This is a genomic window from Variovorax restrictus (assembly GCF_051216715.1).
Taxonomy (GTDB): Bacteria; Pseudomonadota; Gammaproteobacteria; order Burkholderiales; family Burkholderiaceae_C; genus Variovorax.
The window spans coordinates 2,152,740-2,171,243 of record NZ_JBPJZH010000001.1 but is presented as its reverse complement, the minus strand read 5'-3'; the positions used below and the strand labels follow the sequence as shown (position 1 = coordinate 2,171,243).

Annotated in this window: 21 protein-coding genes; 2 read left to right on the top strand and 19 right to left on the bottom strand. The window is 67.7% G+C overall.

All coding sequences use genetic code 11. From position 1 onward, the window contains the following. Entirely contained in the window at nt 1–777 is a 777-nt protein-coding gene (locus ACSFA0_RS10255) for an MBL fold metallo-hydrolase (protein WP_435450076.1), read from the top strand. Nucleotides 778–786: 9 nt separating this feature from the next. On the opposite strand, the gene rlmB is transcribed toward ACSFA0_RS10255, so the two are convergent. From rlmB to ACSFA0_RS10235, 4 genes are all read right to left on the bottom strand, one after another. Continuing rightward, complete coding sequence (rlmB, locus tag ACSFA0_RS10250) at nt 787–1,533, bottom strand: 23S rRNA (guanosine(2251)-2'-O)-methyltransferase RlmB (RefSeq protein ID WP_435450075.1); 747 nt, start codon at nt 1,531–1,533, stop codon at nt 787–789. Between the two features lie 34 nt (nt 1,534–1,567). After that, the gene (locus ACSFA0_RS10245; protein ID WP_435450074.1) at nt 1,568–2,560 is read right to left on the bottom strand and encodes a hypothetical protein; all 993 of its coding nucleotides are present in this window, start codon (nt 2,558–2,560) and stop codon (nt 1,568–1,570) included. A gap of 2 nt (nt 2,561–2,562) precedes the next feature. Then, nucleotides 2,563–3,084, bottom strand: coding sequence for a hypothetical protein (locus tag ACSFA0_RS10240; RefSeq protein ID WP_435450073.1), 522 nt, complete (start codon nt 3,082–3,084; stop codon nt 2,563–2,565). A 61-nt stretch (nt 3,085–3,145) separates the two neighbouring features. Then, a complete protein-coding gene (locus ACSFA0_RS10235; protein WP_435450072.1) occupies nt 3,146–3,868 on the bottom strand; it encodes an ABC transporter ATP-binding protein in 723 nt (240 codons plus the stop codon). 16 nt (nt 3,869–3,884) lie between these two features. Between ACSFA0_RS10235 and ACSFA0_RS10230 the strand changes: the two genes are divergently transcribed. After that, a complete protein-coding gene (locus ACSFA0_RS10230) occupies nt 3,885–4,532 on the top strand; it encodes an arylesterase (protein ID WP_435450071.1) in 648 nt (215 codons plus the stop codon). Nucleotides 4,533–4,607: 75 nt separating this feature from the next. On the opposite strand, the gene ACSFA0_RS10225 is transcribed toward ACSFA0_RS10230, so the two are convergent. The 15 genes from ACSFA0_RS10225 to hisS form a co-directional block, all read right to left on the bottom strand. Continuing rightward, nucleotides 4,608–4,811 carry a hypothetical protein gene (locus tag ACSFA0_RS10225; RefSeq protein ID WP_435450070.1) on the bottom strand — a complete coding sequence of 68 codons (204 nt, stop codon included), beginning with the start codon at nt 4,809–4,811 and terminating at the stop codon, nt 4,608–4,610. A gap of 69 nt (nt 4,812–4,880) precedes the next feature. Then, a complete protein-coding gene (locus tag ACSFA0_RS10220) occupies nt 4,881–6,074 on the bottom strand; it encodes a PLP-dependent transferase (RefSeq protein ID WP_435450069.1) in 1,194 nt (397 codons plus the stop codon). A 55-nt stretch (nt 6,075–6,129) separates the two neighbouring features. Next, nucleotides 6,130–6,627 (bottom strand): hypothetical protein, encoded by a 498-nt coding sequence (locus tag ACSFA0_RS10215; protein WP_435450068.1) that lies wholly within the window; start codon nt 6,625–6,627, stop codon nt 6,130–6,132. A 79-nt stretch (nt 6,628–6,706) separates the two neighbouring features. Next, on the bottom strand, nt 6,707–7,231 hold the full coding sequence (locus ACSFA0_RS10210) for a phosphoribosyltransferase (protein ID WP_286645129.1): 525 nt from the start codon (nt 7,229–7,231) through the stop codon (nt 6,707–6,709). 16 nt (nt 7,232–7,247) lie between these two features. Then, nucleotides 7,248–8,579 carry an adenylosuccinate synthase gene (locus ACSFA0_RS10205; protein ID WP_435450067.1) on the bottom strand — a complete coding sequence of 444 codons (1,332 nt, stop codon included), beginning with the start codon at nt 8,577–8,579 and terminating at the stop codon, nt 7,248–7,250. Between the two features lie 20 nt (nt 8,580–8,599). Next, nucleotides 8,600–9,751: an ATP phosphoribosyltransferase regulatory subunit gene (locus ACSFA0_RS10200; protein ID WP_435450066.1), complete on the bottom strand. Its 1,152-nt coding sequence runs from the start codon at nt 9,749–9,751 to the stop codon at nt 8,600–8,602. 83 nt (nt 9,752–9,834) lie between these two features. After that, nucleotides 9,835–10,023, bottom strand: coding sequence for a DUF2065 domain-containing protein (locus ACSFA0_RS10195; RefSeq protein WP_435450065.1), 189 nt, complete (start codon nt 10,021–10,023; stop codon nt 9,835–9,837). A 9-nt stretch (nt 10,024–10,032) separates the two neighbouring features. Next, nucleotides 10,033–10,929, bottom strand: a complete 897-nt coding sequence (hflC, locus tag ACSFA0_RS10190; RefSeq protein WP_435450064.1) for a protease modulator HflC — start codon at nt 10,927–10,929, stop codon at nt 10,033–10,035. A 16-nt stretch (nt 10,930–10,945) separates the two neighbouring features. Next, nucleotides 10,946–12,280: an FtsH protease activity modulator HflK gene (gene hflK, locus ACSFA0_RS10185; protein ID WP_435450943.1), complete on the bottom strand. Its 1,335-nt coding sequence runs from the start codon at nt 12,278–12,280 to the stop codon at nt 10,946–10,948. Nucleotides 12,281–12,355: 75 nt separating this feature from the next. Further along, a complete protein-coding gene (gene hflX, locus ACSFA0_RS10180; RefSeq protein ID WP_435450063.1) occupies nt 12,356–13,525 on the bottom strand; it encodes a GTPase HflX in 1,170 nt (389 codons plus the stop codon). Between the two features lie 59 nt (nt 13,526–13,584). Continuing rightward, on the bottom strand, nt 13,585–13,830 hold the full coding sequence (gene hfq, locus ACSFA0_RS10175; protein ID WP_012747311.1) for an RNA chaperone Hfq: 246 nt from the start codon (nt 13,828–13,830) through the stop codon (nt 13,585–13,587). Between the two features lie 167 nt (nt 13,831–13,997). Then, the gene (gene der, locus ACSFA0_RS10170; protein ID WP_435450062.1) at nt 13,998–15,332 is read right to left on the bottom strand and encodes a ribosome biogenesis GTPase Der; all 1,335 of its coding nucleotides are present in this window, start codon (nt 15,330–15,332) and stop codon (nt 13,998–14,000) included. A 21-nt stretch (nt 15,333–15,353) separates the two neighbouring features. Beyond that, nucleotides 15,354–16,496 (bottom strand): outer membrane protein assembly factor BamB, encoded by a 1,143-nt coding sequence (bamB, locus tag ACSFA0_RS10165; protein WP_435450061.1) that lies wholly within the window; start codon nt 16,494–16,496, stop codon nt 15,354–15,356. A 6-nt stretch (nt 16,497–16,502) separates the two neighbouring features. Next, the gene (locus tag ACSFA0_RS10160; protein WP_435450060.1) at nt 16,503–17,186 is read right to left on the bottom strand and encodes a YfgM family protein; all 684 of its coding nucleotides are present in this window, start codon (nt 17,184–17,186) and stop codon (nt 16,503–16,505) included. A gap of 6 nt (nt 17,187–17,192) precedes the next feature. After that, nucleotides 17,193–18,491, bottom strand: coding sequence for a histidine--tRNA ligase (hisS, locus tag ACSFA0_RS10155; protein ID WP_435450059.1), 1,299 nt, complete (start codon nt 18,489–18,491; stop codon nt 17,193–17,195). Nucleotides 18,492–18,504 lie beyond the last annotated feature (13 nt).

The window sequence follows — 18,504 nt, the reverse complement described above, 5'->3', positions numbered from 1 at the left end:
GTGCTGCGCTTTCGCAGTCTGGGCAGCGGCAGCACCGGCAACGCCACGCTGGTCGAGGCGACCAGCGGCGGCCGTACCTCACGGCTCCTGGTCGACTGCGGCTTCACCCTGCGTCACCTGGACGCGCGCCTGGCCCGCGTCGGGCTGGCGGCGAGCGACATCGACGCCGTCTTCATCACCCACGAGCACGGCGACCACATCGGCTGCGCCCACGCGCTGTCGCGCCGCGAGCGCCTGCCGGTCTGGATGAGCGAAGGCACCTGGCTCGCGACCGGTGGTCGCGACTTCGAGGGCCGTCTCAACCTGGCCCGCGACAACGTCGACTTCGCGGTCGGCGATCTGTCGGTGCACCCCTTCACCGTGCCGCACGACGCGCGCGAACCGCTGCAACTGCGCTGCACCGACGGCGCCCGCAGCCTCGGCGTGCTGACCGACCTCGGCCACGTCACGCCCTATGTCCTGGCACAACTGGTCGGGCTCGACGCCCTGCTGCTGGAGTGCAACCACGATAGCGACCTGCTCGCCGCCTCGGCGTACCCGGCCTTCCTGAAGCTGCGCGTCGGGGGCAACTACGGGCACCTGTCGAACACCGCCTCGGCCGACGTCGCCCGTGCCGTGCACCACGGCGGCCTGCGCCACGTGCTGGCGGCCCACCTGAGCGAGCAGAACAACCGTCCGGAGATCGTGCGCCAGGTGCTGGCCGACGCCCTGGGCGCCAGCGAGCAGGACATGCTCACCGCCACGGCGGCCGACGGCTCGCCCTGGCTGGACGCCTGAAGCGCCCCGTCAGAGGCTGCGCTGGCGCATCGCCTCGTACAGGCAGATGCCGCTGGCCACGGAGACGTTCAGGCTCTCGACCGCGCCCGCCATCGGGATGCTGATCAGTTCGTCGCAGCTCTTGCGCGTGAGCTGGCGCATGCCGTCGCCTTCGGCCCCGAGCACCAGCGCGAGCGGGCGCTTCAAGTCGCTCTGGTAGAGCGTGCCCGGCGCGTCGTCGCTGGTGCCGACGCACCAGATGCTGCGCTCCTTCAGCTCGCCGAGCGTGCGCGCAAGGTTGGTCACCATGAAGTACGGCACCGTCTCGGCGGCACCACTCGCCACCTTGGCGACGGTGGCGTTGATGCCGGCAGCGTGGTCCTTCGGGGCGATGACCGCATGGGCACCGGCGCCGTCGGCCACGCGCAGGCAGGCGCCCAGGTTGTGCGGGTCGGTCACGCCGTCGAGCACCAGCAGCAGCGGCATGGTGCCGGCGGCTTCGAGGCCTTCGAGCAGTTCGTCGAGGGAGTGGGTTTGCTGAATGGCCTCCACGCGGGCGGCGACGCCCTGGTGGCCATGGCTGCCGGCGAGCTTGGCGATGCGCAGGGCATCGGCCTCAACCAAGCGCACACCGGCATCCTGCGCGCGGGCCTTGAACTGCTGCATGCGCGCGTCGCGGCGGCTCGCGTCGAAGAGCACCTCGATCACCGATTTCGGCGCGGTCTTGATGCGCACGCCCACGGCATGGAAGCCGAAAATCACTTTGGGGGAAGACATCCCCCGATTATCGAGGGCGCGGCGCACCTCTCCCTCAGGCCAACGGCAAACCGCTGTTCGCACGGGTGCGTTCGTCGTGCAGTTCCTGCACCATCAGGGCGTTCAGGTGCACCTTCAACGTGTTGCCCACACTCCCCAGGTACTGGCAGGCGGCATACCCCTCGGCCGCCTTTTCGTAGCGCGCGACCCAGGCGTCGCGCGCTGGCAGCCGGTCGGGCGACACGGGCCAGACGCCCGGGCGCGGCCGCAGGTGCTCGCCGATGCCCACGCGCCAGGGCTTGGCGCTCAGGCGGGCGCGAAAGCAGTTCTGGTTGCGGCACATGCGCGCGTAGACCGTGTCGGCGCCCAGCGTCTGAAACGCGTCGGTCACGGCGGCATCGGAGGGTGCGAAGACATCGTGCATGGCCAGCACGCGCAGGCCGGCCGGTGTGCGGTACAGGCGCAGGTGCCAGTCGGGATGCAGCTGAATGAAGCCTTCGACACGCGCACGCGCGCCCGCCAGCGGATCGCTCGTGTCCTCGACCACGGGCAGGCCCTCTCTATGGGCACGCCAGAAGCCGAAGGCCGCCACCAGCATGAAGGCGGCCACGCCAACCATCGCCGAGCGCGTGGCGTACCCCGTGGCCAGTGATCCGATGAACGCTGCGCCGATCACTGTCAGCCCGCGTGCGCTGCGGCGCGAGCCGCCCTCCTCGCCCTCGAAGTCGACGTCGACGAACAGCACGTCGGGCGTGTTGAGGCAGCGCGCACCGTAGCTGTTGCGGGTGACGATGCTGTCGCCCTGGCGTTCGACGATCTCCTCGCGGATCGGCACGCCGTTGGCGCCGTTGTAGGCCAGCTTGCGCTCGCGGCGCTCCAGCGTTTCGCCGCTGACGATGCGGTCGTACGCCTCGCGGGTGCGCTGGTCGGCATGTGCTTGCGCGGCGAGCGGGCTGTCGTCGGACCAGCCGAAGCGGCGCACGGTGACTTGCTGGTCGGCCACGCGCTCCTGGATGCGGCCTTCGGCCCAGAACCGGGGGACGATCAAGGTCAGGCGCCCTTGAAGTACGACCACGCCGTGGCCGCAATCAGCAACACGACGATCACCGGCAGCCACTTGAAGCCGCCGCCCGACACCCGGCCCGGCTCGGCCATCGGGTTCACCGCCGCGCCCGACGGCCGGTGCCCGAAGTCACCGGCGGCGGGGTTCTGGTGCGCCTCGACCAGTTGCTTGGCCGCAGCCAAGCCCAGGCCCGTGGCCTCGCGTGTGAGGCGCACGGCCTCGACCTTCTGGCCCCGAGCCAGGGCTGCGAGTGCGGCGACCGGCACTGCGGCAGCGCCGTTGCTAGGCATCCCCCCGCCGGTCTCGGCCACGGCCTCGTCCCGACCCCAGTCGCCTTCCTGCCAATCGGCCCGCGCGCTGGTTGCGAGCGCGCCACCGTTGGCATAGTGCTCGACGGCCTCCTTGGATGACTTGAGGTCCATGCCGGTGCGATCGCGCACGATCTTGATGGCCTCGATCAGGTGGCCGCGCTCCAGCGCCGCGATGGCTTCAGGGGGAAGCTGGGTCATGAACTCTCCGCTGTGTTCAAGGGGGGCGCCGCGGGAGCCGGGCACCGTCTTTCTTTTTGGCTCAGGCAGCCCGAGCGACGGTCGATTCTGGCGTTTTTTCATCGAGCGCCACGCGCCCGGCCTCGATCGTGATGCGGCGCTCGCACTGCGCAGCGATGGCGCGGTCGTGTGTGACCAGCACGAGCGTGGTGCCGAGCTCGCGGTTGAGGTCGAACATCAGCTTCATCACCTGCTCGCCGGTCGCGAAGTCGAGGCTGCCCGTCGGCTCGTCGGCCAGCAGCAACTGCGGCTGCACGACGAAGGCGCGCGCCAGCGCCACGCGCTGCTGCTCGCCGCCGGACATCACCTTCGGGTAGTGGTTCAGGCGCTGGCCGAGGCCGACGCGCCCCAGCATCTCGGTGGCGGCCTTGCGCGCGTCCTTGCGGTCGGCCAGCTCCAGCGGGAGCATCACGTTCTCGAGCGCCGTGAGGTTGGCCAGCAACTGGAAGCTCTGGAACACGAAGCCGACCTTCTGCGCGCGCAGCGCCGCGCGGTCGTCCTCGTCGATCGCGAAGATGTCGTCGCCGCCGAGCCGCACGGTGCCGCGCGTGGGCGTGTCCAGGCCGGCGACGATCGACAGCAGCGTGCTCTTACCCGAGCCCGAAGCCCCGACGATGGCTGCGGTTTCCCGCGCGCCCAGGGTGAAATGGATGTCCTGCAGAATGTCCAGCGTGCCTGCCGAATCGGTGACCGACTTGAAAACATGATCGACGGCAACAATTGCTTCGGAGGGGGTTGGGGACATTGAAAGGCTTTGCGTGGTGAATCGACGTGACTTTATCGTGCTGGGCGCCGTGCTCGGCAGTACGGGGCTTTCCACTGGGGCCTTCGCACAGGCAGCTGGCGCGAAGCCGGTCATCCTCGTGGTGGGCGACTCGCTCTCCGCCGAGTACGGGCTCAAGCGCGGCGAAGGCTGGGTGCCGCTGCTCGAGAAGCGGCTGGCCGACCAGAAGATCGCGGCCACGGTGGTCAACGCCAGCATCAGCGGCGACACCACCTCGGGCGGCCGTGCGCGGTTGTCAGGGTTGCTCAAGCAGCACCAGCCGACCCATGTGGTGCTCGAGCTCGGCGGCAACGACGCGCTGCGCGGCCTGCCGATCCAGAACACCGAAGACAACCTCACCCAGATGACGAAGGCCGCACAGGCGGCCGGTGCCAAGGTGCTGATCGTCGGCATCCAGGTGCCGCCGAACTACGGCAGCGACTACCTCAAGCGCTTCGAGGCCATCTTCCAGAAGGTGGCGACGGCGACCAAGGCGGCGGTGGTGCCCTTCCTGCTGCGCGGCGTGGCCGACGGCCCTGACGCGGCGAGCCTGTTCCAACCCGATCGCATCCACCCGGTGGCCGCAGCCCAGCCGCGCATGCTCGACAACGTCTGGCCCGAGCTCAAGAAGCTGCTCGGCCGCTGACAGCCACGGCGCCAAAGAAAAAGCCGCCGCTGCGATGCAGGGGCGGCTTTTTCAAGACTTTCGAGACACCGGCGATCAGCCGTTCTTGGTGGGAAGGTCCGGCACCGTAGGCGGATCGCGTTCCAGCGAAGCCACATCCGTTTCAGGGTCTCCGGGGGCCAGGCCCTCGCTGCTCGGATAGAGCTTGCGGTCGGCTTTTTCCCGCAGCTTCTCTTCCTTCTTCTTCTTCTTGGCCAGCTCTTTCTGGCGCTTCTCGTAGCCGTAGTTGGGTGTTGCCACTGCTTCTCCTTGAGCGAGGCAGTCCGGGTGACTGCGTGTAGGTTGACTGTAAGCGATAACCGCCGGGATTCAGATCGCGTCCAGCGCCTGCGCCAGGTCGGCCAGAAGGTCTTCCACGGCCTCGAGCCCGACCGAGAACCGCACCAGCGTGCCGCGGTGCGGCCAGCGCGCCACGCTCGCGTCGCGCATCAGGCCGATGTCGTAGGGCACCACAAGGCTGATGGGACCGCCCCACGAATAGCCCAGCTTGAACAGGCGCAGCCCATCGCAGAAACGGTCGACCTGTTCCGCGCTGAAGCGTTCGTCGAACACCACCGAGAAAAGCCCCGCCGCGCGGTCCGTCGACCCGCACAGGCGCTGCCAGTTCGCATGGCCGGGCGAGGCCTCCAACGCCGGGTGCAGCACCTGCGCGATCTCGTCGCGGCCTTGCAGCCAATGCGCGATCTCGCGCGCGCTGCGGTCGTGCGCCTCGTAGCGCAGCGCGATGCTCGGCAGCGCGCGCAGCAGCGTCTCGACATCGCCCACACCAACCCCCCAGCCCATGCGCATGTGCGTCAGCTTGAGCGCCTGGTGCAACCGCGTGTCGCGCGTGACCACGCTGCCCATCAGCACATCGCCGCCGCCGCTGGGGTACTTGGTGAGCGCATGCACCGAGATGTCCACGCCCTGCCCGCTGCCGTCGAGGTCGAAAGGCGAGAAGGCCAGCCCGGCGCCCCAGGTGTTGTCGAGCGCAGTGACCACGCCCCGTTCGCGGCACACGGCCACGAGTGCGGGCAGGTCGGGGAATTCCATGGTGACGGAGCCCGCGGCCTCGAGCCACACGAGCTGGGTGCGGTCCGACAGCTTGGCCGCCAGATCGTCCGGGTCCATCGCGTCGTAGAGCCGATAGCTCACACCGAAGTTGGCGAGTTCGCCGGCCGCGAGCGCCTTGTTGGGGCCGTAGGCGTTGTCGGGGATCAGCACCTCGCCGCCGGTCTTCAGCAACGCGAAGGCCACCAGCGAGATGGCGGCCAGGCCGCTGGGCACCAGCAGGCAGTCGGTACCGCCCTCGAGCGTGGCCAACCGTTCCTCGAGCGTGAAGGTGGTCGGCGTGCCGTGCAGGCCGTAGGTGTAGCCGGCCTTGGTCTTCCAGTCGCGCGCCCGCATGGCGGCCACGTCGGCGAAGAAGACCGTGGATGCCTTGAAGACCCCGGGCTGCGGCGCGGCGAATGGCGCCGGCGGTTGGTAGGGATGGTGGATCAGGTCGGTGATGGGGTCGGACATGCCCAGATGCTAGAGCATGCGCGCGGCGACTGCGCCCCGCGTGCGGACGCGACGTCTACGGCGTGCGGGGACGAAGCGGGCCGGCGTAGCACTCGGGACTGTCCTCGCTGCCCTGCACGCAATCGGAGTGCCGGTGCAGCAGGTCGATTTCGATCACCGGCACCGGCTGGCGCTGCAGAGTCTCTTGCCCTGCAACGCGTCCTTCGATGCTCAGCAGCACGAAAGGCTCGATCAGCTTGTCGTCATAGTCGCCCGGCCCGCAGGCGATGAAGGTCTGCCCGCCGGGTGGCCAGCGAAGATAGCCCTCTGAATCGGAGGTGGCGTGCAGCAGGGTGAAGCACGCGCGGTTGCCCGCGCGCCTGTCGACGGACCGGATACCACCGCTCCAGCGCACCCGTGTGCCCTGGGCCTGCGGCGTGAGCGCCTCGGCCGGAGACAGGGATGCGAAGGGATCTTGCGAAGCGTGCAAGGCGCCACCGCCAGTGGGCGCCGCACATCCCGCGACCAGCATGACGGTGCACGTCAGCGCAGCCAGGCGGTGAATCAAAGGCATGCGCGCGTCCGAACAGGCGCGGGACCTGCTCACGCCCGATTCAAAGCGGCCTGGTGGGAGGACCGCGCCGCCATCGGCATCAGACCGACCACTTCTGGATCAGCTTGTCCGGCCGCATGCTGTCGTAGCCCTCGAAAGGCTGGTGAATCCACGGATTCGTCGCCAGGAACTCGACCGAATAGTCGGGCGTGAAGGTCGACAGCGCCTTGGTCCAGAGCACCGCGCTTCGCAGCTCGGTGATGGGCGAATACTGTGTGCGCAGCATGTCGACCACCGCATGCAGCGTGTGGCCCGAGTCGGCCAGGTCGTCGACCAGCAGCACCTTGCCGGCGATCTCGCCCTTGGGTGTGGTGATGAACCGGGCGATGTCGAGGTGGCCCTGCACCGTGCCGGCGTCGGCACGGTAAGAGCTGGTCGACATGATCGCCAGCGGCTTGTCGAAAATGCGCGAGAGCACATCGCCCGGGCGCATGCCGCCGCGCGCGAGACACAGGATGGTGTCGAATTCCCAGCCCGACTGGTGCACCTTGATCGCGAGCTTCTCGATCAGGTTGTGGTACTCGTCATAGCTGACGTAGAGATGCTTGCCGTCTTCGGTCAACATGGTTCGTGGTTCCTGTTCAGTCGGCCAAGTAGGGGTGGCGCATCATGATCGTGTGGTCGCGGTCGGGGCTGGTGGACACCATGTGAATCGGCACGCCGGTGACCTGCTCGATGCGCTGCAGGTAGAGCCGCGCATTGACCGGCAGCTTGTCGTACTGGGTCACGCCCACGGTGCTTTCGGTCCAGCCTTCGAGCGTTTCGTAGACCGGCGTGCAGCGCGAGATTTCGTCCGCGCCCATCGGCAGGATGTCGGTGTGCTCGCCGTCGAGTTCGTAGCCGGTGCACAGCTCCAGCGTCTCGAGGCCGTCCAGCACATCGAGCTTGGTGATGCACAGGCCCGACAGGCCGTTGACCTGCGCCGAGCGCTTGAGCAGCGCGGCGTCGAACCAGCCGCAACGGCGGCTGCGGCCGGTGGTCACGCCCTTCTCGGCGCCCACGGTGCTCATGTGGTAGCCCGGTGTGCCCGGCGTTTCCCAGTCGAGCTCGGTCGGAAACGGACCACCGCCGACGCGCGTGCAGTAGGCCTTGGTGATGCCCAGGATGTAATGCAGCATGCCCGGGCCGACGCCCGAACCGGCGGCCGCGTTGCCCGCCACGCAGTTGCTCGAGGTGACGTACGGGTAGGTGCCGTGGTCGACGTCGAGCAGCGTCCCCTGGGCGCCCTCGAACAGCAGGTTGGCGCCGGCCTTGTGCGCGTCGTTCAGTTCGCGCGACACGTCGGCCATCATCGGCTTGAGCAGCTCGGCGTGGACCATGGCCTCGCCGTAGACCGTGTCGTAGTCGATCGCGGCGGCGCCCAGCACCTGCGTCAGCACATGGTTGTGCAGGTCGAGCAGCACACGCAGCTTGTCGGCGAAGCGCTGGGGGTGCTTCAGGTCCTGCACGCGCAGCGCGCGGCGCGCGATCTTGTCTTCGTAGGCCGGGCCGATGCCGCGGCCGGTGGTGCCGATCTTCTCGCTGCCGCCCTTCTCGCGGTACAGCTCGCGAGCGATGTCGAGTGCGGCATGGAAAGGCAGGATCAACGGGCAGGCCTCGCTGATGCGCAGGCGCGAACGCACCTCGACGCCGGCCTTCTCCAGCCCTTCGATCTCCTCGAAGAGCTTGGCCGGCGACAGCACCACGCCATTGCCGATGTAGCACTTCACGCCCGGCCGCATGATGCCGCTGGGGATCAGGTGCAGCGCGGTCTTCACGCCGTTGATGACCAGCGTGTGGCCCGCGTTGTGGCCGCCCTGGAAGCGGACCACGCCTTGCGCGCTTTCCGTCAGCCAGTCGACCAGCTTGCCCTTGCCCTCGTCGCCCCACTGGGTGCCGACGACGACCACGTTTCTTCCGGTGGGAACGCTCATGATGATTCGCTTTTCAAGATTCAGATGGCTTGCACATTCCACTGGCCGGCGCTCTGGACGAGCTCCCGGTCGCACTGGAACTCGTCGATTTCGCTGTCGTGGCCCGGCAGCACGCAGACCACGGTCTCGCCCCGCGCGCGCAACGCGGCGATGGCTGCACGCAGGCCGGCTGCGTCGCTCCACGGCGCGCGGACGGCCGCCCGCAGCGGTCGGCTCGGCACCACGCCGACCAGCTCGCGCAGGTCGACGCTGAAGCCGACCGCCGGCCGGTTGCGGCCGAACACCGCGCCCACCTCGTCGTAGCGGCCACCGCGCACCAGCGCGTCGGCAGCGCCGTCGACATAGATGCCGAAGCGCATGCCGCTGTAGTACGCATAGCCGCGCAGGTCGGACAGGTCGAAGCTCACGGTCGCGCCGTCGAGGCGCGCGGCCAGTTGCTTCAGGTCGTGCAACGCGTCGCGCACGGCCGCCGTATCGGGCAATGCGGAGGCCGCCTCGTCCAGCACGCTGGCGTCGCCGTAGAGCTGCACCAGGGCCAGCAGCCCCTCGCGCGAGGCCGCGGGAAAGTCACGCGTCAGCGTACGCAACTCGCTCGCGTCCTTCGCAGCCAGTGCGGCATGCACGCGAGCGATGACGGCTGCATCCACCATGACGCCGGCGAACAGCGAGCGCACGATGCGTGCGTCGGCCATGTCGACGATCACGCCGGAAGGCAAGCCGGCGGCGCGCAGGCAATCGAGCGCGAGCAGCAGCACCTCCGTATCGGCCTCGAGCCCGGCGTGGCCGTAGATCTCGGCGCCGAACTGCAGCGGCTCGCGCGTGGCGTGCGGGCGGTCGGGGCGGGTGTGGACGACCGGGCCGCAGTAGCAGAGCCGGGTGACGCCTCGGCGGTTCAGCAAGTGGGCATCGATGCGCGCGACCTGCGGCGTGGTGTCGGCGCGCAGGCCCATAGTGCGGCCCGAGAGCTGGTCGACCAGCTTGAAGGTTTGAAGGTCGAGCGCCTCGCCCGTACCGGACAGGAGGGATTCGAGGTGCTCGAGCAACGGCGGCATCACCAGCTCGTAGCCATAGCCACGCGCGGTGTCGAGCAGTTCGCGTCGAAGTTCTTCGATGTGGCGCGCCTCGGAAGGCAGCACATCGGCAATGTGATCCGGAAGGACCCAAGCGGACATGGGGATCGGGGGCGTGGTTAAACCGGGATTCTACCGGGCGCGGACTCGGGGCCCGTCGTCGGGCCTGCCCGCAAAAGGAACGGTCAGTTCAGAACCCAGAGCAGCAGCAGGCCGACGAGGATGCTGCAGAGACCGAAGAAGCGCAGCTGGCCATCGCGCAGCTGCATCAGTTGGCCGAAGCCGCGGCGCCAGCCGCCTGGTGACATGAAGGGCAGCAGCCCTTCGATCACCAGCACGAGCGCCAACGCGCTCCAGAGCGTGTCGGCGCTCACAGACGTCGATCAGCGCGGCGCGTTCGGGCTACCGGGGCCGCGCAGCGCGCGGAAGAAGTCGGACGACGCCGGATCGACCACCAGCACGTCGCTCTTCTTGTTGAAGCTCTGCTTGTAGGCGTCGAGGCTGCGGTAGAACTGGGCGAACTGGGGGTCGCGACCGAAGGCTTCGCTGTAGGCGGCGGCAGCCTGCGCATCGCCCTCGCCCTTGATCTTCTGAGCATCGCGATACGCATTGGCCACGGTCACTTCACGCTGGCGATCGGCGTCGGCGCGGATCTTCTCGCCTTCGGCAAAGCCGGTGGAACGCAGCTCGTTGGCCACGCGCTTGCGCTCGGCCTCCATGCGCCGGTAGACCGACTCGGTGATCGCTTCCACGTAGTCGACGCGGGTGATGCGCACGTCGACGATGTCGACGCCCCAGGGCTTGGCACCCTTCACCACGGCCAGCACCTCGCGCTGCACGTCGGCCATCAAGGCCTCACGCCGCACGGAGATCAGGTCGCGCACCGTGCGCTTGTTGACGTTTTCCTGGAAGGCATTGCGCACCACGCGGTTGAGCTGCACAGCGCCGGCGTTCTCGTCGAGACCGACGTTGCGGATGTATTCCGACGGGTTGGTCACGCGCCAGCGCACGTACCAGTCGATCACCACGCGCTGCTTTTCAGCCGTCAGCATGGGCTCGGTCTCCAGACTCGACAGCGTCAGCAGGCGCTTGTCGATGTACGACACGTTCTGGAACGGCGGCGGCATCTTGAAGTTGAGGCCGGGCTCGGTGATCACGCTCTTGATCTGGCCGAGCTGGTAGACCACGCCGAACTGGCGCTGGTCGACCACGAAGAGCGTCGAGCTCAGCAGCGCGAGCGCCACCAGGATCGTCGATGCGATGAATCCGATTCTGTTCATGTGCTTGTTCTCCGCCTCAACGTGCGTCGCGGTCGCGCGAGCGGCCATCGCGCAGTCGCGCGTCGTTGCTGGCCGGTGCCACCGGGATCACCGAAGACTGCGTCGGCGCGGTGCCGGCCACGTTCGGGCTGGCGCCATCGACCGGCGCGCCGGCCGTGCTGGCGCCTGCGCCCTGCATCAGCTTGTCGAGCGGCAGGTACAGCAGGTTCGAGCCCTGCTTGGAATCGACCAGCACCTTCGTGGTGTTGGTGTAGATCTGCTGCATGGCGTCGGTGTACATGCGGTCGCGTGTCACCTGCGGCGCCTTCTGGTACTCGGCCAGGACGGAGGCGAAGCGGCCGGCGTCACCTTGCGCCTGGGCCACGATGCGTGCCTTGTAGGCTTCTGATTCTTCCTTCAGGCGCGATGCCGTACCCGTGGCGCGTGGCACCACGTCATTGGCATAGGCCTGCGCCTCGTTCTTGGCGCGCTCGCGCTCTTGGCCAGCCTTGAGCACGTCGTCGAAGGCCGCCTGCACCTGCTCGGGCGGACGCACGCCACCTTGCTGCAAGTTGATGTTGACGACTTCGACGCCGACCTTGTAGCGGTCGAGGATGGTCTGCATCAGCGTGCGCACGCGCGGGGCGATCTGGTCGCGCTCCTCGGCGAGCGCCGCGTCCATCTTCATCTTGCCGACCACTTCGCGCACCGCCGTTTCGGCCACCTGCACCACGGTGTCGGCCGGCGCCTTGCTCTCGTAGAGGTACGCACGGGCATCGCTCAGGCGGTACTGCACGGCGAACTTGATCTCGACGATGTTCTCGTCTTCCGTCAGCATGGCCGATTCGCGCAGGCCGGTGGAGCGCACGATGCTGTCGCGGCCCACGTCGGTCGAGCGGATCTGCGTGACCACCACCACCTCGTGGCGCTGGATCGGATACGGCAGGCGCCAGTTGAAGCCGGCACCGACGGTCGTCTTGTAACGGCCGAATTGGGTGATGACGGCCTGCTGGCCTTCGTTCACGATGAAGAAGCCGGTGCCCAGCCAGATCAGCACGGCCACGCCGACGATCAGGCCCAGGCCGTAGCCGGCGTTCTTCATGTCGGGCTTGAAGCCGCCGCCGTTGCCGCCGCCGACGGGCGGACGATTGCCGCCGCCCTTGCCGCCGAAGAGGCCGCCGAGCTTGCGGTTGAAGTCACGCCACAGTTCGTCGAGGTCCGGCGGACCCTGGTTGGGGCCTTGGCCTCGCGGGCGTTGGTTGTTGTTGCCCGAAGGCGGCGGATCGGCGTCGGGTCGGTTCGCTGTCGGGCGGTCGTTGTTGGATGCAGGCTCGTCGCCCCGTCCCCATCGACCGTCGTTCAGGTTGAACATCCCCTGAAAACGTCTCCACACTGGCTTTGCATTCATTCTGTTCGGTTCTCTCGTCAGTGGAGCGATTGTGCCCAATCAGCCGGGTGCATCGTGCAATTCAGCCCCGGCCTCCAAGGACATGCCCGCGGGGACCGAACCGGAGCGGCGCGCCAATTCGCTGCGCAGCGCCGGCAAGCCGGCACCACTGTGCGCACTGACGAACAGGCGGGGAACCTGCACGCCATCGACGTCCATCTCGTCCTGCATCTGCAGGGGTTGCTGCGCGCTTTCAAGGGCGTCGAGCTTGTTGAAGATGAGCAGCTGCGGAATTCCGTCGGCACCGATCTCCCGCAGCACCCGTTGCACCTCGGCCAATTGCTCGGGATGGTGCGGGTTGGACGCATCCACCACGTGCAGCAGCAGGTCGGCATCGACCGCTTCCTGCAGCGTCGCCTTGAAGGCATCGACCAGGCCGTGCGGCAGGTCGCGGATGAAGCCAACGGTGTCGGAGATCGACACCTGACGCCGGGCATCGCCCAGGTACAGGTTGCGCGTCGTCGTGTCGAGCGTGGCGAACAACTGGTCGGCCGCATAGGCGCGGGCCTTGACCATCGCATTGAAGATCGACGACTTGCCGGCATTGGTGTAGCCGACCAGCGAGATGTTGAAGGTGTCGCGCCGCTCGCGCTGGCGCCGCTGCGTGCTGCGCTGCTTTTGCACCTTGGCCAGGCGCTCGCGGGTGCGCTTGATCGACTCGTCGATCATCCGGCGGTCCAGCTCGATCTGCTTTTCGCCGGGGCCACCGCGCACACCGGCGCCGCCGGTCTGGCGCTCCAGGTGCGACCAGCGACGCACGAGGCGTGTGCTCAGGTATTGCAGGCGCGCCAACTCGACCTGCAGCTTGCCTTCGTGCGAACGCGCACGCTGGGCGAAGATCTCCAGGATGAGGAAGGTGCGGTCGTACACCGCGCAGCCCAGCGTGCGCTCGAGATTGCGCTGCTGCGCCGGGCTCAGGGCCTGGTCGAAGATGACCTCGCTGGCACGGTGCAATTCGGCGAGCTCACGGATCTCGTCGGCCTTGCCGCTGCCGACGAACAGCGCCGCGTCGGGCGCCTTGCGTTTGCATATCAGGCGCTCGACCGGCGTCAGACCGGCGGTCTGCGCGAGCAGGCCGAGCTCTTCGAGGGCGCTGTCGAAATGAGGAAGCCCGAAATCGACGCCGACGAGAACGACGGCGCCATCCTGGCGGGGGATGTCTTCAGACAAGCGGAATGGCGGTTGGCAGAAAAAAGCGCGGCAGGCGAGCCTGCCGCGCGGTGTGCCGGTCAGGCAGCAGCGTCGTCGTTCTCGGCAGCCGAGAAGTTGACCGCGCGGCCAGGCACGATGGTGGAGATGGCGTGCTTGTAGACCATCTGCGTCACAGTGTTCCGCAGCAGCACGACATATTGATCGAAAGATTCGATCTGACCCTGAAGCTTGATGCCGTTGACCAAATAAATGGACACCGGCACATGCTCCCGACGCAAAGTGTTCAGGAACGGGTCTTGCAAAAGTTGCCCTTTGTTGCTCACGATATTCTCCGTGTTCAAGGAAGAGTTAGAGGACCGAGAACCTTAACACAGGGTTTCCCCGCTTCGGCTCGGCGGCCAATGGCCTTGAAAAAATAACGTCTCTTGGGTATGGGAACTTTGAGTTTCCACCCGGCTCGCCGGTGCCGTTTCAGGCGGCGAATTCGCCTCTACTTGTCCGCGTACGGATTGTGCGAGGACTTGAATTCGATGCGCAGCGGCGTCCCGACCAGATCGAATTCCTTGCGGAAACGCCCTTCCAGAAAGCGCTTGTACGACTCCGTCACGTGTTCCAGCGAATTGCCGTGGATCACGATCACCGGCGGATTCATGCCGCCCTGGTGCGCATAGCGCAGTTTCGGCCGGAACATGCCGGCGCGCTGCGGCGACTGGAATTGCACCGCCTCCAGCAGCAGTCGGGTGAGCACCGGTGTCGACATCTTCCGGGTCGCCGACTTGTGCGCCTGAGCGATGGCCTGCCAGACGGGGCCGAGGCCCTGCCGCTTGATCGCCGAGATCAGATGCAGCGCAGCGAACTTCAGGAAAGGCAGCCGTGTCTCGATCTGGCGTTGCACCTGCTCGCGCTGGTAGCTGTCGACCGCGTCCCACTTGTTCACCGCGATCACCACGGCACGGCCGGATTCGAGGATGTAGCCGGCGATGTGGGCGTCCTGGTCGGTCACGCCCTGCGTGGCGTCGAGCAGCAGCAGCACGACGTTGGCCGACTCGATGGCCTGCAGCGTCTTCACCACCGAAAACTTCTCGATCGCCTCGAACACCTTGCCCTTGCGGCGCAGGCCGGCCGTATCGATGAGCTCGAAGCGTTGGCCGTTGCGCTCGAAGGGCACGGTGATCGCGTCGCGCGTGGTGCCGGGCATGTCGAAGGCCACCAAGCGCTCTTCGCCCAGCCAGGTGTTGATCAGCGTCGACTTGCCGACGTTCGGCCGGCCGGCCACGGCCAGCTTGATGGGCTTGGCTTCGCCGTCGTCCTCTTCGTCTTCCGGCTCCGGCAGGTTCAGCGGTTCGAGCGCGAGTTCGACCAGGTCGCGGATGCCCTGCCCGTGCGCCGCGGACACGCCGTGAACGTCGCCCAGGCCCAGCTCGTAGAACTCGACCAGCTTGGTGCCGTCGTGCATGCCTTCGGCCTTGTTGGCCACCAGCACGCAGGGCTTGCCCAGCCGCCGCAGCTCCTTGCCGATCTCGTGGTCCTGCGCCGAAAGGCCTTCGCGCGCATCGACGACGAACACCACCACGTCGGCTTCGGCGACGGCCTGGCGCGTCTGCTTGGCCATCTCCTTGAAGATGCCGCTGCCCGCGTCGGGCTCGAAGCCGCCGGTGTCGATCACGATGAACTCGTGGCGGCCCAGGCGACCGTTGCCGTAGTGGCGGTCGCGGGTCAGGCCGGCGAAGTCGGCGACGATCGCGTCACGCGTCTGCGTGAGGCGGTTGAAGAGGGTCGATTTGCCAACGTTGGGGCGACCGACCAGTGCGATGACCGGTTTCATGGGCAGCGCCCCTCGTGGATGTTATTCAGGACGGTAGCCGAACACGCCGCCATTGCGGGTGACGACGACGACCGTGTTGCCGGCGAGCACCGGCGTGGCGATGATCGCCGAGCCGTCGGGCGTGACGCGGTCGAGCAGCTTGCCGTCGTCGCGCGACACCAGGTGCAGCATGCCGAGTTCGTCGCCGATGATCAGCGAACGACCCACGGCCAACGGCGCCGTCAGCGTGTGGTACTTGAAGTGCTCCACCGACCAGGCGCGCTCGCCGTCGGCGCGGCGCCAAGCCACCACGGCGCCATTCGATTCAGTGCCGTAGACGAAGCGGTCGTCGCCGGCCACGCCTTCGGCGCCGGACGCCGGCTTGCTCCAGAGCAGCACGCCGCGGTTGGTGTCGACACAGCCGACGCTGGCGTAGTACGCCCGTGCGCAGACGGTGTCGCCCACACGGCTCACGCTGCCGGTCAGGTCGACCAGGCGCTCGACGTCGTTGGTGCCACGCGGTGCGGCGATGGGCGACTCCCAGCGCGACGAGCCGTTGGCCGGATTCATGCCGACCAGGCGGCCACCCACGCCAGCCACCAGCGTGTCGCCCACGGCGACCAGCACGCCCGGCTTGCGCAGCACCAGATTCTCCGCGGTGCGCTGCTGCGCCCACAGGCGTCGGCCGGTCTGGCCGTCCCATGCCGTCATGGTGCGGTCGGCGGTCTGCACGAACACACGCCGGCCCGCCACCAGCGGCGCAGTGAACGCCTGCGCCGGCAGACGCTGCTTCCACAGCACCTTGCCGGCCTGCAGGGCGACGAGCTCGTTGTCCCGCGTCACGACGGCCGCCATGGCACCGTCGCTGCCCACGCCCGCGATGAGCGGCCCGCCGGCACTGGCGCGCCAGTTTTCCTGGCCCGAACGCGAATCGATGGCGACCACCGTGCCATCGGCGGCGGCCACCGTCACGGTATCGCCGCTGACATCGACATGCAGCGAGAAGTCGGTCTTGGGAATGGCGACCTTCCAGGCCTGGCGAACGCCGAACAACGCCGGGTTGGCCGGCAGTTCGACGGGCTTCGGCTTGGGCGTGCCGGAACAGGCCGCCAGCGCGGCGACCAGCACGGTCATGGCGACAGCGCGCAGTGCGTGCGTGTGGGACACGAAGCGAGACAGATTCATGATGGATCAGGGGTTCTTAGCCGGCGCCGCAGCGGCGGAGGTCAATGTCTTGGGGTCCACGCCGACGGCGTTGAGCTTGATCTCGACCAGGCGACGGTAGTCGTTGCCGGGCTCGAAGGCGGTCCACGCCTTCTGGTATTCGGCCTTGGCCTCGTCGCGCTTGCCTTGCGCCAGGTAGATGTCGCCCTTGCGGTCGGCGATCAGCGCGTCGAATTCCTTCGGGGCCGGCGATGCGAGCTGCTTGAGCGCCTCGTCGTAGGCCTTCTGCTGCAGCAGTTCACCCGACAGGCGCAGACGCGCAATCGCCTGGTAACCGGGGTCGACCGCGTTCTGCGCGACCCATTCGAGCGCGGCGCGCGAGCCATCGGCCTTGTCCTGCTCGTTCAGCGTCTTGGCGGCCAGCAGGCCGGCCTGCTGCGCATAGACGGTGCCGGCAAAGCGGTCCTTCATCTCGCCCAGCGCACGCTCGATGCGCGCGGCGTCATTGGCCTGGGCGCTGCGCTCGACTTCGTCGTACAGCGCCGAAGCCTGCGCCGCCTTGGTGCGCTGGAAGTACTGCCAGCCATTCCACGCCATGAAGGCGCCGGCTGCCAGCAGCACGACCCAGGTGATGAGCGTGCCGTAGGTGTTCCAGAAATGCTTCAGCTGGTCGAGCTGTTCCTGCTCTTCGAGGTCGAGATGGGTGGCCATGCGCTGTCAGGTGAGAAGGGTCGGCGATTGTAGAGTGGCCGCCCACGCGGCCACGTCGGAAAGCGAACGCACGGTCTGGGCACCGCTGCCGTCGCGCAGCGCCTTGACCGTGAGTTCGCCGCGGGCGAGTTCGTCGGCGCCGAACACCAGCGCATACGTTGCACCGCTGCCGTCGGCCTTCTTGAACTGCGACTTGAAGCTGCCCAGCCCGTCGACCGTGCTGGCGTGCATCTGCACGCGAACGCCGGCCTCGCGCAACTGCTGCAGCACACGCAGCGCGACCGGCATGGCCGCGGCATCGGGGATCACGGCGTAGGCATCCGGCACAGGGAGCGGCACCGGCGTGCCCTGTTCCTTCACCAGCTCGAGCACGCGCTCGATGCCCATGGCCCAGCCAACGGCCGGCGCGGGCTTGCCGCCGATCTGCGCGATCAGGTCGTCATAGCGGCCACCGGCGCACACCGTGCCTTGCGCCCCGAGCCGGTCGGTCACGAACTCGAACACCGTGAGGTTGTAGTAGTCCAGGCCGCGCACCAGGCGCGGGTTGATCGTGTAGCCAATGCCGTTGGCGTCGAGGATGGCGCGGAGGCCGTCGAAGTGCGCGAGCGACTCGGCACCCAGGAAGTCGATGAGCTTCGGCGCCGACTCGACCACGTCCTTCATGGCCGGGTTCTTGGTGTCGAGGATGCGCAGCGGGTTGCTGTGCAGCCGGCGCTTGGCTTCTTCGTCGAGCGCGTCGGCATGCGCCTCGAAGTGCTTGATGAGTTCGGCGCGGTGCGCCGCACGCTCCGGTGGCTGGCCCAGGCTGTTGAGTTCGAGGCGCACGTCCGTCAGGCCGATCGCCTTCCAGAGCGCCGACGCCAGCAGGATCAGTTCGGCATCGACCTCGGGGCCGGCGAAGCCCAGCACCTCGGCACCGACCTGATGGAACTGCCGGTAGCGGCCGCGCTGCGGACGCTCGTGCCGGAACATCGGGCCGGTGTACCAGAGGCGCTTGCCGCCGTCGTACAGCATCGAATGCTCGATGACCGCGCGCACCAGGCTGGCCGTGCCCTCGGGGCGCAGCGTGAGCTGCTCGCCGTTGAGCTTGTCCTCGAAGGAGTACATCTCCTTCTCGACGATGTCGGTGACCTCGCCGATGCCGCGCACGAACAGCGCCGTGTGCTCGACGATGGGTGTACGCACGTTGCGGTAGGCATAGCGGCCCATCAGGTCGCGCACGATGGCTTCGAGCCATTCCCAGCGCGCCGATTCCGGCGGCAGGATGTCGTTCATGCCTTTGACGGCATTCAATTTGTCGGCCATGGGATCCAGGGAG